The sequence below is a fragment of the Nonomuraea sp. NPDC003709 genome (assembly GCF_040610775.1).
GTDB lineage: Bacteria > Actinomycetota > Actinomycetes > Streptosporangiales > Streptosporangiaceae > Nonomuraea > Nonomuraea angiospora_A.
In genome coordinates this window covers 292122-305001 of sequence record NZ_JBEXMW010000002.1, presented here as the reverse complement: position 1 = coordinate 305001, position 12880 = coordinate 292122, and the positions used below count along the sequence as shown (strand labels likewise).

Annotated in this window: 12 protein-coding genes; 4 read left to right on the top strand and 8 right to left on the bottom strand. The window is 71.1% G+C overall.

The window, feature by feature from the left end:
• Positions 1 to 4: 4 nt before the first annotated feature.
• Entirely contained in the window at positions 5 to 733 is a 729-nt protein-coding gene (locus tag ABZX61_RS05865; protein ID WP_355191842.1) for an SDR family oxidoreductase, read from the bottom strand.
• A gap of 71 nt (positions 734 to 804) precedes the next feature.
• Here ABZX61_RS05865 and ABZX61_RS05860 point away from each other — a divergent pair, with 71 nt between their 5' ends.
• From ABZX61_RS05860 to dapD, 3 genes are read left to right on the top strand one after another with little or no spacing between them, the layout of a single operon-like run.
• Positions 805 to 1809 (top strand): LysR family transcriptional regulator, encoded by a 1005-nt coding sequence (locus tag ABZX61_RS05860; RefSeq protein ID WP_355191840.1) that lies wholly within the window; start codon positions 805 to 807, stop codon positions 1807 to 1809.
• Entirely contained in the window at positions 1733 to 2155 is a 423-nt protein-coding gene (locus tag ABZX61_RS05855) for a pyridoxamine 5'-phosphate oxidase family protein (RefSeq protein ID WP_350726301.1), read from the top strand. The genes ABZX61_RS05860 and ABZX61_RS05855 overlap by 77 nt, the downstream gene beginning before the upstream one ends.
• Positions 2156 to 2179: 24 nt before the next feature.
• Positions 2180 to 3142, top strand: a complete 963-nt coding sequence (dapD, locus tag ABZX61_RS05850; RefSeq protein WP_350726299.1) for a 2,3,4,5-tetrahydropyridine-2,6-dicarboxylate N-succinyltransferase — start codon at positions 2180 to 2182, stop codon at positions 3140 to 3142.
• Between the two features lie 313 nt (positions 3143 to 3455).
• Here the strand turns inward: dapD and pyk are convergent, their stop codons facing one another.
• The 6 genes from pyk to ABZX61_RS05820 all read right to left on the bottom strand — a co-directional run bounded on the left by pyk (position 3456) and on the right by ABZX61_RS05820 (position 10430).
• Positions 3456 to 4886 (bottom strand): pyruvate kinase, encoded by a 1431-nt coding sequence (gene pyk / locus ABZX61_RS05845; protein ID WP_355191838.1) that lies wholly within the window; start codon positions 4884 to 4886, stop codon positions 3456 to 3458.
• Positions 4887 to 4921: 35 nt separating this feature from the next.
• Positions 4922 to 5272: a DUF2784 domain-containing protein gene (locus ABZX61_RS05840; protein WP_355191836.1), complete on the bottom strand. Its 351-nt coding sequence runs from the start codon at positions 5270 to 5272 to the stop codon at positions 4922 to 4924.
• Positions 5269 to 6903: a S8 family serine peptidase gene (locus tag ABZX61_RS05835; RefSeq protein ID WP_355192700.1), complete on the bottom strand. Its 1635-nt coding sequence runs from the start codon at positions 6901 to 6903 to the stop codon at positions 5269 to 5271. Before ABZX61_RS05835 ends, ABZX61_RS05840 begins: the two co-directional genes overlap by 4 nt.
• A gap of 172 nt (positions 6904 to 7075) precedes the next feature.
• Entirely contained in the window at positions 7076 to 8590 is a 1515-nt protein-coding gene (locus ABZX61_RS05830; RefSeq protein WP_355191834.1) for an MDR family MFS transporter, read from the bottom strand.
• An 85-nt stretch (positions 8591 to 8675) separates the two neighbouring features.
• Positions 8676 to 9257 carry a TetR/AcrR family transcriptional regulator gene (locus tag ABZX61_RS05825; protein ID WP_355191832.1) on the bottom strand — a complete coding sequence of 194 codons (582 nt, stop codon included), beginning with the start codon at positions 9255 to 9257 and terminating at the stop codon, positions 8676 to 8678.
• 111 nt (positions 9258 to 9368) lie between these two features.
• Positions 9369 to 10430 carry an aldo/keto reductase gene (locus ABZX61_RS05820; protein ID WP_355191830.1) on the bottom strand — a complete coding sequence of 354 codons (1062 nt, stop codon included), beginning with the start codon at positions 10428 to 10430 and terminating at the stop codon, positions 9369 to 9371.
• A gap of 93 nt (positions 10431 to 10523) precedes the next feature.
• Between ABZX61_RS05820 and ABZX61_RS05815 the strand changes: the two genes are divergently transcribed.
• Complete coding sequence (locus tag ABZX61_RS05815; RefSeq protein ID WP_355191828.1) at positions 10524 to 11393, top strand: helix-turn-helix transcriptional regulator; 870 nt, start codon at positions 10524 to 10526, stop codon at positions 11391 to 11393.
• A gap of 1 nt (position 11394) precedes the next feature.
• Here ABZX61_RS05815 and ABZX61_RS05810 read toward each other — a convergent pair whose 3' ends face one another.
• Positions 11395 to 12873 carry a glutamate synthase subunit beta gene (locus ABZX61_RS05810; protein ID WP_355191826.1) on the bottom strand — a complete coding sequence of 493 codons (1479 nt, stop codon included), beginning with the start codon at positions 12871 to 12873 and terminating at the stop codon, positions 11395 to 11397.
• Between the last annotated feature and the right edge of the window lie 7 nt (positions 12874 to 12880).

Here is a 12880-nt window from a genome sequence, read left to right as displayed (position 1 = left end):
CCGGTCACCAGGGCATGGCCCCGGCGTCGTCGTAGAAGCCGCCGGTCGGGCCGTCGGGGCCGAGGGTGGCCAGCCGGATGACGACGGCGGCCCCGTCCGCGGCCGTGCGGGTGGGTTTGTACGGCAGGTCCTTGGTGAGGTCGGTGGCGCAGGCGCCCGGGGCGGCGGCGTTGACGAGGATGCCTTCCTCGCGCAGTTCCTTGGCGTACTGGACGGTCAGGGAGTTGAGCGCGGTCTTGGACACGGGATAGGTGGCCGAGGGCGGCAGGGCGGACATGTAGTGGCCGGGGTCGGTGTGGTGGGCGAGGGAGCCGACGCCGCTGGAGACGTTCACGATGCGGGCCGCCGGTGAGCGTCTGAGCAGGGGGAGCATGGCGTTGGTGACCATGAGGACGCCGACGACGTTCGTCTCGAGCACCTCCCGGAGGGTTCGCGGGGACATCGCGCTGGGCGGGTCGCCCATGGGGCCCGCGATTCCGGCGTTGTTGACCAGCACGTCGAGGCGGGTCAGCGTGGCGGCGGCGGCGTCGATCGTGGCCGGGTCGGTGACGTCCAGCAGGACGGGGCGCACGTCGCCGCCCTCGGCGCGGAGCCGGGCGGCGGCCTCCTCCCCGCGTGCCCGGTCGCGGGAGCCGAGCAGCACTGTCATGCCCGTGCGCGCGAGTCCGGCGGCGGCCTCGTATCCGATGCCCTTGTTCGCCCCGGTCACCAGGGCTGTGGTCTTGTCGGTCATGTCGGGAAGCACATCATCGCCGGCGGTTCCGGGGCCAACACCGGGTGGGTCATGGGCCATACCCTGAGGGTATGGAAACGCGCGAGCTGGCCTATTTCGCCGCCGTCGCGGAGGAGCTGCACTTCGGGCGGGCGGCCGCGCGGCTGGGCATGGCGCAGCCGCCGTTGTCGAGGGCGATCCAGAAGCTGGAGCGGCGGCTCGGGGTGACGTTGTTCGACCGGTCGGGGCGGCGGATCTCGCTGACTCCGGCGGGCGAGGTGCTGGCCAGGGAGGCGGCCAAGGTCCTCGACGCGGTGGCCGCCGCGACGGTGCGCACGCAGCGGGCGGGGCGCGCCGTGCCCCGGCTGGTGGTGGCGATGAAGGCGGGTGGCGACGGCGGCCTGCTGCCGGAGATCCTCGCCGCCTATCGCGCCCATCCGGACGCCGTCGAGGTGGATCTGGTCCTGTGCGCGGTGACGGAGCGGGCGCGGATGCTGCGTGACGGCACGGCCGACGTGGCGTTCCTGCACAGCCCGTACGAGGATCTGGCGGGTTTCGACAGCGAGCCGCTCCGGGAGGAGGGCAGTGTGGCGATCGTGCCGCCCGGGCACCGGCTGTCGGGGCGGCCTTTTGTGCGCCTGGCCGAGTTGGAGGAGGACTCGACTCCGTGCTGGCCGGGTCAGCGTCCGGAGCTGCACGATCCGTCCATGTTGATGCAACTGGTGGCGTTGGGGCGGTTGATCGCGGTGGTGCCGGAGTCGGTGCGGGATCATCTGCGGCGGGATCTGGTGTGTGTTCCGGTGCTCGACGGCGCTCCGACGACGGTGGTGCTGGCCTGGCCGGAGGGGGTACGGTCGCGGGCGCTGGCGGGGTTCGTGCACACGGCTACGACGGTCGTGGCCCGGAACCTGGCCGCCGCGGATGGGGATCACCTGGGCAAAACCGCGATCGAGGAGCTTTCGGGATCGCTCCCATCGGGAATATCGGTCTCAAGATCGATGCAGACGGGGGTGGGGCGGCATGCCGTTGAGCGTGGCGGCGAGGGAGGCGTTCCTGGCGGAGCCGCACATCGCGAGCCTGGCGGTGGAGACGGGTGACGGGCGCGCGCCGCTGATCGTGCCCGTCTGGTACGACTACGTCCCCGGCGGCGAGATCCGCTTCCTGACGGACGGCGGCTCGCGCAAGGCCAAGCTGATCGCGAAGGCGACCAGGTTCTCGATGCTGGTGCAGCGGGTCAGCCCGACCTACCGGTACGTGTCCGTCGAGGGGCCCGTCGTGCGCTCCGGGCCCACGACGCTGGAGGACCTGACCCGCATCTCCTCCCGCTACCTGCCGCCCGACGCGGTGGAGGGATACGTGCAGGGCTCGGACCTGCACGTGCTCATGACGTTCCGGATGCGACCCGAGCATTGGCTCTCCGCCGACCTGGGCGCTCTCGGCTGACCCGGAAACGGTATTTTTGGGCCCGTGACTGCTATCGATCCCACCTCGACCGGCGCGTTCGGCGTCGGCCTCGCGACCATCGCCGCCGACGGCACCGTACTCGACACCTGGTTCCCCGCCCCCGAGCTGGGCGACGCGCCCGCGACGGGCACCGAGCGGCTCTCCGCTGGCGAGGCCGGTGAGCTGGCCGAGCTGACGGGTCCCGATGCGGCGCGGGGCGTGGAGGTGGTGGCGGTGCGCACCGGCATCGCCAAGCTCTCCGAGGCGCCCGTGGACGCCCACGACGTCTACCTGCGGCTGCACCTGCTGTCCGCGCGCCTGGTCAGGCCGCACGGGGTCAACCTGGACGGCGTCTTCGGCCTGCTCGCCAACGTCGCGTGGACCAATTTCGGTCCGTGCCCGGTGCCGGACTTCGAGCGGACGCGCCTGCGGCTGCGGGCGAGGGGCGCGGTGACGGTGTACGGGGTGGACAAGTTCCCGCGGATGGTGGACTACGTGCTGCCTTCCGGCGTGCGGATCGCCGACGCGGACCGGGTGCGCCTGGGCGCCCACCTGGCGAGCGGCACCACGGTCATGCACGAGGGCTTCGTCAACTTCAACGCCGGCACCCTGGGCGCCTCCATGGTCGAGGGCCGCATCTCGGCCGGCGTGGTCGTCGGCGACGGCTCCGACGTGGGCGGCGGCGCCTCGATCATGGGGACGCTGTCCGGCGGCGGCAAGCAGGTCATCTCGATCGGCGAGCGCTGCCTGCTCGGCGCCAACGCGGGCATCGGCATCTCGCTGGGGGACGACTGCGTGGTGGAGGCCGGGCTGTACGTGACGGCGGGCACGAAGGTCGCGCTCCCGGACGGCACGGTGGTGAAGGCCGCCGAGCTGTCGGGCTCGAACGGGGTCCTGCTGCGCCGCAACTCGCAGTCGGGCGCGGTGGAGGCGGTGCCGCGCACGGGCGGCGGCATCGAGCTGAACGCCGCCCTGCACGCCAACTGACCCCCTGACCGCCCCTACCAACGCCGCCCGCCCTGGGTCAGGGCGGGCGCAGCGCTGGGGGGCGCATGGTGGTGGGGCCGCCCATCGAGACGCGTGGGCGCCCTCAGGTCCTTCGCGCGATCAAGTCGGAACGCGCGGGCGGCGTGGGCGTGCCCCGTGTCCCCTGGCGCGCCGGTCAAGCGAGAACCACGGAGATGGCCCACGGCCCGCCGTTGCGGCGGCGCGCCGGTGAGGCGGGTAAGCGTCTCCCTGGAGGGCCCTCAGCCACGGTCGGCGGGTGGCGCCGACCGTGCGCAGCCGTAAAAACTGAAGGTTAGTGCGTGTGGGAGACGGCCGAACCGACGGTGTGGACGCGCAGGGCGTTGGTGGAGCCCGGGGTGCCGGGAGGCGAGCCGGCCACGATGACCACCTTGTCCCCCTTCTCCAGCCGCCCGGACGACAGCAGCGAAGCCTCCACCTGCCGCACCATGTCATCGGTGTGGTGCACGAACGGCACGTGGAACGTCTCCACCCCCCACGTCAACGACAGCTGCCCCCGCACGTGCGGCGACGACGTGAAGGCCAGCAGCGGGATCGGCGAGCGGTAGCGGGCCAGGCGGCGCGCCGTCTCCCCCGACATCGTGAACGCCACCAGTGCCTTGGCCCCCACGATGGCCCCCACCTCGGCCGCCGCCCGCGCGATGGCGCCGCCGGTGGTCTCCGGCATGCGCTCCAGCGTGTGCGTGGCGTGCAGGGACGTCTCCTCGGCGGCGCAGGCGATGCGGTCCATCGTGGAGACGGACTCGATCGGGTAGTTGCCGACCGACGTCTCGCCCGACAGCATGACCGCGTCGGCGCCGTCCATGACCGCGTAGGCCACGTCGGAGGCCTCGGCCCGGGTGGGGCGCGGGGCGTTCATCATCGAGTCGAGCATCTGGGTGGCGACGATGACCGGGTGGGCCTTCTCGCGGCACAGCTCGATGATGCGCCGCTGCACGATCGGCACCTGCTCCAGCGGCAGCTCGACGCCCAGGTCGCCGCGGGCGACCATGATGCCGTCGAAGGCCTCGACGATCTCGGGGAGGCGGTCGACGGCCTGCGGCTTCTCGATCTTGGCGAGCAGCGGCAGGCGTACGGCCTCCTGCTCCATGATGTTGCGCACCACGTCGGCGTCGGACGGGCGGCGGACGAAGGACAGGGCGATCATGTCGAAGCCGGTGCGCAGCGCCCAGCGCAGGTCGGCCTCGTCCTTGTCGGTCAGGGCGGGGGCGCTGACGTTGACGCCGGGCAGGTTGAGGCCCTTGTTGTCGGAGATCATGCCGCCGATGACGACACGGGTGGTGATGCGCTCACCGTCGACGCGGGTGGCCTCGAGCACGAGGCGGCCGTCGTCGACGAGGATCGTGTCACCGGGGCGCACGTCGTTCGGCAGCCCCTTGTAGGTGGTGGAGACCTGCTCGCGGTCGCCCGGGACGTCTTCGGTGGTGATGGTGAAGACGTCGCCGAAGCCCAGCCTGACGGGGCCCTCCTCGAACGTGCCGACGCGGATCTTGGGGCCCTGCAGGTCGGCGAGCATGCCTACGCCGCGGCCGAGGTCGGCCGCCACCTCCCTGACCCGGTCGTAGACCTCTCTGTGCATGTCATGAGTGCCATGGCTGAGGTTGAACCGTGCCACGTCCATGCCTGCGGCGATCAGCTCGCGGAGGCGTTCTTTGGAGGAGGTGGCGGGGCCTAGGGTGCAGACGATTTTCGCGCGACGAGTCACGAGTCCTACCTTAATTGGTACAGACCACTTGGCAGTCACTGACGACGGAGAACGTAGCCTACGTAAGAGAACAGAACGAGAACGGCGACCCCCAGACGTACCAAGTTCGTGTACTGCTCCGGGTAGATCACGCCCTCGATGTAGTTGTCGATGAATCCACCGCGGGGCAGCTCGGGCAGCCCCGCGTTCCGGCGTCCCCAGTCCTCGACCACGGTGAGCGGGCACTCGACGCCGGTCACGAGCGAGAGCAGGCCCCAGCCGACCACGGCCAGGTGCGCCCAGATCGTACGCCGCCAGCGCCACGCGAGGAACCCGCCCACGGCCAGGTAGGCCAGGAACGCGAAGTGCACCATCATCGCGGCGTCCGCGATGATGCGATACATCATGGTTCGACGGTAGCCGCTTTCCATGCGTCCACGACACCGTGCCCGAAGAAGCCGTTGTCCGCCTGGTCTCCCTCGCAGACCTGCGTGACGTCCTGGCCGTAGGCTTTGTACACATATTGGCGGGGCGTGGGGCAGGCCTTGGGAGTGGCGGTCTTGTACAGCAGGTCCTCGACGGTGGCCGGGGCCAGTTCGAGGCCGCCCCTGCCGGGTTTGCCGAAGCGGCTGATGAGGATGGCGGCGACTCCCGTGGCGTGCGGGGCGGCCATGGAGGTGCCGTCGAGGTACTGGTAGTAGGCGCAGGTGTCGCCCTTGCAGTCCTTGACGACGTCGGCGCCCTTGGGCTCGCCCTTCGCGTCGATCCGCCCGGCGGCCCGCAGCACGTGCTCGGGCGCGGCGCCCAGGATCGAGCGGGTGGCCTTGGCGCCCGTGCCGTCCAGCGCGTCGCCGCCGGGCGCGGACACATCGGCCTGTTCGACGCCGTAGTCGCTGTAGATCGCCTTGCGGCCGGAGGGGCCGAGCCCGGCGACGGAGATGACGCCGGAGGACTCGGCGGGCACGTTGACGCAGGAGTTGTCGACCTGGCGCTCCTTCTTCTCGCCCACCGGGTAGCCGGGGCTCTCCTTGTCGACCTTGGGGTGGCCGAGGTCGGTGGAGCCGTTGCCGAGGGCGGAGATGAGGGTGACGCCGCGCTGGCGGGCGTAGTCGAGTGCCCGCTGCATGCCGGTGATGATGGCCGCCTGTTCGAGCTGTTGCTTCCTGGAGTCGGCCTTGTTGTTCGTGCAGTTGAACAGCCAGGGGTCGACGTAGTAGCTCATGTTCACGACGTCCACGCCGATGTCGCCGGCGTAGGTGAGCGCGTCGAGGCTGGGCTTGAGGAAGAAGAAGCCGGAGTCCTGGCCTGCTCTGATGTTCACGATCTGCACGCCGGGGGCGACGCCGGCGATGCCGATGCCGTTGATCGGGGCGGCGATCGTGCTGGCGACGTGGGTGCCGTGGCCGTCGTCGTCCTCGTCCACGGGGTCCTTGCAGCTGCTGACCTCGCAGGGGCCGTCGAGCGTCTCGCCGTCCTCGTCCTTGGGCTTGTCGGTGACGAAGTTGCGGCTGAGCTCGCGGTTGAAGTTGGGGGCGATGTCGGGGTGCTTGCCGTCCACGCCGGTGTCGATGACGCCGACCAGCACCTGCCTGCTGCCGGGCACCTTGGCGTTGGCGCGGTCGGCGCCGATCATCCGCATGTCCCACTGGCGGCCGGCGAGCGGCTCTCCCGAGCCGCTCCTGGTGAACGACCGCGCGTCGGGGAAGGCCGCCGACCGGCCCTTGGCTCCTCCGGTACGGCGGGTGGCGGCGCGGGCGGCGCCGGCTTCGGCGAAGCCGATGCTGCGGTCCGGGGAAACCCCGACGACGGATCCGTCGGCGCCCACGTTTTCGGCGAACCTGCCACCGCCGCCCGTGGCCGTCAGGTAGCCGAGTTTGGCGTCGTTCGCGAGCGTGGTGCCGCCGGCGCTTTCGACGGCCTGCTGCGCCTGTTGCCGGCCGCCTTGGGTGTAGAAGACGAGGTATTCGGGGCCTCGGGGGGTGGCGGCGCGGGGCGGGGCCTGCGATGCGCCGGGCGAGCAGGCGGCCATCGCGACCACGGTGGCCAACGCCGTCAAGCCAGAGGCGACCCGCCGCATTGTTCCCCCATCCACCCAGTGCCGCAGATTCTGCATCTTCCCGACACTTACCAGGTGATGCAACCAACTGACGAAATTTCGGCCTAAAGGTAGCTAAGCGGACCCCGGGTACGGGATCCGCTCAGCCCTGGGCTCAGGCCCGTACGCCGGGCTCCGGGGCGGGTTCCTGCGCGACCGGCTCGGACGGGGCCTGGTCGGTCAGGCGTACGTTCCTCAGGAACGCCAGCAGCAACGCGGCGGCCAGCAGGATCGGCCCCACCCACGCGAACACCCCGCTGATGGCGTCGGAGAAGGCGAGCTGCGTGGCGTGCCGCGCGGCCTCGGGCAGCGCCTGGATGGCCTCGGGCGTGAGCGAGGCCTGTCCCAGCGCGAGCCTGCCGCTGAAGACGCCGCCCAGCACCGCCACGCCCACCGCGCCGCCGACGCCCCGGGCGAACGTGACGGCCGAGGTCGCCGCGCCCCGGTCCGCCGCCGCGGTGGTGGTCTGCACGACCAGCAGCACGTTCTGCATGACCATGCCGAGCCCGGCCCCGAAGAGGGCCATGTACGCGCCGGAGACGAACCCGCTGGTCCCGAGGTCCATGGTGGAGAACAGGAGCCCGGCCACCCCGGCGAGCGCCGTCCCCGTGACCATGAACCACTTGAACCGGCCGAACCGGTGCACGAGCTGCCCCGTCAGCGTCGACGAGACGACCATCCCGACCATCATCGGGAGCAGCAGCAGCCCCGAGTCCGCCGCGCTCGCCCCGGTGGCCAGCTGCAGGAACACGGGCAGGAACGTGGCCGCGCCGAGCATCGCGGTGGCCATGAGCACGACGGAGGCCACCGGGATCGTGAACGTCCGGTCGCGGAACAGCCGCAGCGGCAGCACAGGTTCGGCCGCCGTCCGCTCCACCAGCACGAACAGCACGGCCAGCAGCACCGCGCCGCCGCCGAGCCCGATGACGACCGGCGAGGACCAGGCGTAGAGGGTGCCGCCCCAGGAGGCGAACAGCGTCAGGCAGGTCAGCAGCCCGGAGATGAGCACGGCGCCGAGCCAGTCGATGCGGTGCGGGGAGACGCGCTTGGGCAGCTTCAGCACGGCGAACGCCACGGCCAGCGCCACCACGCCGAGCGGCAGGTTGATGTAGAAGATCCAGCGCCAGGAGACGTGCTGGGTGAGGTAGCCGCCGAGGATCGGCCCGGCGATCGAGGCCAGTGTGAAGACCGCGCCGAAGATGCCCTGGTACCTGGCCCGTTCGCGGGGCGTGACCAGGTCGCCGACGATGGTCATGGTCAGCACCATGAGACCGCCCGCCCCGATGCCCTGGAAGGCCCGGAAGGCGATGAGCTGGCCCATCGACTGCGCGAGCCCGCACAGGGCCGAGCCGAGGACGAACAGGACGATGGCCGACAGGTAGAGGTTCTTGCGGCCGTACATGTCGCTGAGCTTGCCGTAGAGGGGCGTGGCGATGCCCGAGGTCAGCGCGAACGCGGTGACCAGCCACGACAGGCTCTCCAGGCCGTTCAGCTCGCCCACGATGGTCGGCATGGCGGTCGCCACGACGGTCTGGTCGACGGCGGCCAGGAACATGGTGAGCATGAGTGAGCCCATGCTCACCCAGAGTGAGCGCCGAGGTGCGGCCTCGGGCGTGGTTGTGGATAGCATTGGTCGTCTCCTTGCTTCTTTCGCGAGGGCAGGAGTGATCCGCGGCGATCGGGGGTGCCACCCCGGTCGCCGCTTTCCTATGGGGTCAGAGTCCGTTCTCCAGCAGCGTGAACGCCTCTTCGAGCAGGTCTTCCACCGAGCCGCCGCCGGCCGTCGCCTCCTGGATCGCCGAGATGGCGGCGCCGAACGACGCGACGATGAGCAGCCTGGCGTGGATGGGGCCGGTGACGCCCGGACGGCTCCTGACGGCGTCGAAGATCGTGTCCATGATCTTCGTCTCGTCGACGGCCCTGGACTTGGCGGCCAGTTCGGGGTGGCGCTTGCGCAGCTCCATGAACGGCTGCATGTCCGTCCAGATCCGCTGGCTCCGGACGGCGAAGGTCCGCATCACCGTTTTCAGCGACTGGAAGGCGGGCTCGTCGGCGGGCCTTTCCGCGAGCATGCCGACGAGCTCCTCGGGGTGCCAGAGCGGCTCCATGACGAGCGCCTCCTCCTTGGAGGCGAAGTAGTTGAAGAAGGTGCGCGGCGAGATGTCGGCCGCCGCGCTGATCGCCTCCACGGTCGCGGCCTCGATCCCCTCGTCGAGCGCGATCTTCACCGCGGCGACCCTGATGGCCTGCCGCTTCTCGGCCCGCCGACGGTCTCGACGCTGCTGCGGACTCTCCATGTCTTGCACTGTACGCAACTCTTGCACACTCTGCAAGACTTGCAGAGTGTGCAATTCCTTGGACATGCCGAAGGCGCCCGCCGTACGGGCGGGCGCCTCGGGACACGGGGGTCAGCGGGTGAGGTCGAGCTTGACGCCGCCCAGCATGACCTGGCGCGGCATCGGCCGGGCCAGGAACTCGTGCGGGAACCCGAGATCCACCCGGCCGGCCTCCTCCAGCGCGGCCAGCTGGCCGTCGCCGAAGCGCACGTCCAGGGCCCCCAGGTTGTCCTCCAGCTGCGCCGTCGTGCGCGCCCCCACGATGGGCGCCGTGACGCCGGGGTTCAGCGTCGTCCAGGCCAGCGCGACCTGCGACGGCTTGACCCCGAGCTCGCCGGCGACCTGCTTGACCACGTCGGCGATGTCCAGGGCACGCTCGGTCAGCGACCCGTTGGCCGCTGCCACGTTCTTGCGCGTGCCGGACGGGTCGGCGGAGACCTCCTGGGCGAGGTCGTCCCGGCCGTACTTGCCGGTCAGCACCCCGCCGGCCAGCGGCGACCACGGGATGACTCCGAGCCCCATCTCCCGCGCCATCGGGATGAGGTCCCGCTCGACGGTCCGCTCGACCAGGCTGTACTCGATCTGGAGGGCGATCAGCGGCGCCCACCCGCGCAGGTCGGCGATGGCCTGCATGCGCGACACCTGCCAGGCGGGCGCGTCGGAGATGCCCACGTAGAGCACCTTGCCGGCCCTGACCAGGTCGTCCATGGCCCGAAGGATCTCCTCCACCGGGGTGGTGAAGTCCCAGGCGTGCAGGTAGAGCAGGTCGATGAAGTCGGTGTTCAACCGGCGCAGGCTCGCCTCGACCGACTGCACCATGCTCTTGCGGTGGTTGCCGCCGGAGTTCGGGTCGCCGGGCCGCCTGGCCATGGTGTACTTCGTGGCCAGCACCAGCTCCTCGCGCCGCCCCGACGCGAACTCGCCGACCAGCGTCTCCGCGGTGCCCTCCGTGTACTGGCTGGCGGTGTCGATGAAGTTGCCGCCCCGGTCCACGTACGTGTCGAAGATCCGCCGCGACTCGTCCTTGTCCGAGCCCCAGCCCCAGTCCGTGCCGAACGTCATGGTCCCCAGCGCGAGCGGCGAGACGCGCAGTCCCGAGCGGCCGAGCAGGCGGTAGGTGTCAAGAGTCGTCATGCCATCCAGGCTGCTCGGGCCCGGATCCGGGGGGAAGGGAAGGCCCTTCCTGGGACGGGCCTTCCCAGGAAGGCGGGTCGTAGGATCCAAGGGATGAACACCGTGGACCAGACCCGCGAGCTCGCCGCCTTCCTGCGCACCCGCCGCGAGCGCCTGGATCCGGGCGACGTCGCCCTGCCCGCCCGTCGCGCCCAGCGGCGCACGCCGGGCCTGCGCAGGGAGGAGGTTGCCGAGCTCGCGGGCGTCAGCGTCGACTACGTGATCCGCCTGGAGCAGGGCCGCGGGCTGCGTCCCTCGGCCGAGGTGCTGGAGGCGCTGGCCGACGCGCTGCGGCTGAGCGAGGACGAGCGGGCCTACCTGTTCGAGCTGGCCCGCCAGCGCCCCAACCGGCAGGCGCCCACCGCGGAGGAGGCGGGCCCGCTGGCGCGGCTCGTGCTCGACCTGTCGCCGCTGCCCGCCATGCTGCTCAACCACCGCTTCGACATCCTGGCGTGGAACCCGGAGATGGCGGGGCTGATGCTGGACTTCGGCACGCTGCCGCCGGCGCAGCGCAACAGCCTGTGGCTGTGCATGCTCCACCCGGGGCTGCGCGACTTCTTCCGCGACAGGGAGCGCACGCTGCGCGAGGGCATCGCCGACCTGCGGGCCTCGTGGGCGGCCCATCCCGATGACAAGGCGCTGACCGAGCTGGTCGACGAGCTCACCGCCGCCAGCGAGGAGGTCGCCCGCCTGTGGGCACTGCGCGACGTCCGGGTCAACGGCCGGGGCCAGAAGCGGCTGCGGCACGCCGTCAAGGGCCCGCTGACCGTCGACTACGAGGTGCTGGCCCCGATCCAGGCCCCCGGCCAGCGGCTGGTCATCTACCGCGCCGCCGACGCCGGCTCGCAGCGCGTCCTCGACGCCATCGCCCGCGAATGCGCGGGAAAAAGCCGGGACCGCGCTGAGCGGTCCCGGCCTCTTTGAGTTACACCAGCGGCCGCGCGGTCGGCAGGATCGGGTACGGCAGCGCCGTCTCCCCGGTCAGATACCGGTCCACGCCCGAGGCGGCGGCCCGCCCCTCGGCGATGGCCCACACGATGAGCGACTGCCCGCGGCCCATGTCGCCGGCCACGAAGACGCCGTCCACCTTGGACATGTACGTCTTGTCACGCGAGACGTTGCCCCGCGCGTCGTAGAAGCCGTCACCTGCGACCTCGGACAGGTCCTGCAGCAGCGAACCCTTCTCCGGGCCGAGGAAGCCCATCGACAGCGTCACCAGCTCGGCCGGGATCTCGCGCTCCGTGCCCGGGATCGGCTTGAACCCGCCCTGCGGCCCCTCGACCTCGACCAGCCGCAGCGCCCGCACATTGCCGTCGGCGTCACCGACGAACTCGGTCGTGGAGACCGCGTAGACCCGCTCTCCCCCGCCGTCGGCCAGCTCCTCGTGGGCGCTCTCCATCTTGAACAGGATCGGGAATGTCGGCCACGGCTGGCTGCCGGGCCTGCTCGCCGGCGGCTGCGGCATGATCTCGAGCTGGGTGACGGACGCGGCGCCCTGCCGGATCGCCGTGCCGATGCAGTCGGCGCCGGTGTCGCCGCCGCCGATCACCACGACGTGCTTGCCCTCGGCCGAGACGGGCGCGGTCTCGAAGTCGCCCTCCTGGACCTTGTTGGACAGCGGCAGGTACTCCATCGCCTGGTAGACGCCCTTGAGCTCGCGCCCGGTCACCGTCAGGTCGCGCCACTGGGTGGCCCCGCCCGACAGCACCACGGCGTCGAACTGATCGCGCAGCTCGGCGGCGGTGATGTCGACGCCGACGTTCACGCCGGTGCGGAACTCGGTGCCCTCGGCCCGCATCTGCTCCAGGCGGCGCTCGATGTGCCGCTTCTCCATCTTGAACTCGGGGATGCCGTACCGCAGCAGGCCGCCGATCCGGTCGGCCCGCTCGAACACGACCACATCATGCCCGGCCCTGGTGAGCTGCTGCGCGGCGGCCAGGCCCGCAGGGCCCGAGCCGACGACCGCGACCCGCTTGCCGGTCTTGACGGCCGGGGGCTGCGGGATCACCCAGCCCTCGGCGAACGCCCGGTCGATGATCTCGACCTCGACCCGCTTGATCGCCACGGGGTCGGAGTTGATGCCGAGCACGCACGCCGCCTCGCACGGGGCCGGGCAGAGCCGGCCCGTGAACTCGGGGAAGTTGTTCGTGGCGTGCAGCCGCTCGATCGCCTCGCGCCAGTCGGTGCGGTAGACGAGGTCGTTCCACTCGGGGATGAGGTTCCCGAGCGGGCAGCCGTTGTGGCAGAACGGGATGCCGCAGTCCATGCAGCGGGCCGCCTGCTTGGTCAGCTTCTCCTGCGAGAAGTCCTGGTAGACCTCGCGCCAGTCGCTGATGCGGACGTCCACGGGGCGGCGCGCCGGCAGCTCCCGGTCGTGCGTGAGAAAACCCTTCGGGTCAGCCATTCGGTTA

Coding starts and splice junctions, on each gene's coding strand:
- ABZX61_RS05865 (WP_355191842.1), bottom strand. CDS start 733: ATGACCGACAAGACCACAGCCCTGGTGACCGGGGCGAACAAGGGCATC.
- ABZX61_RS05860 (WP_355191840.1), top strand. CDS start 805: ATGGAAACGCGCGAGCTGGCCTATTTCGCCGCCGTCGCGGAGGAGCTG.
- ABZX61_RS05855 (WP_350726301.1), top strand. CDS start 1,733: ATGCCGTTGAGCGTGGCGGCGAGGGAGGCGTTCCTGGCGGAGCCGCAC.
- ABZX61_RS05840 (WP_355191836.1), bottom strand. CDS start 5,272: ATGATGTATCGCATCATCGCGGACGCCGCGATGATGGTGCACTTCGCG.
- ABZX61_RS05830 (WP_355191834.1), bottom strand. CDS start 8,590: ATGCTATCCACAACCACGCCCGAGGCCGCACCTCGGCGCTCACTCTGG.
- ABZX61_RS05825 (WP_355191832.1), bottom strand. CDS start 9,257: ATGGAGAGTCCGCAGCAGCGTCGAGACCGTCGGCGGGCCGAGAAGCGG.
- ABZX61_RS05820 (WP_355191830.1), bottom strand. CDS start 10,430: ATGACGACTCTTGACACCTACCGCCTGCTCGGCCGCTCGGGACTGCGC.
- ABZX61_RS05815 (WP_355191828.1), top strand. CDS start 10,524: ATGAACACCGTGGACCAGACCCGCGAGCTCGCCGCCTTCCTGCGCACC.
- ABZX61_RS05810 (WP_355191826.1), bottom strand. CDS start 12,873: ATGGCTGACCCGAAGGGTTTTCTCACGCACGACCGGGAGCTGCCGGCG.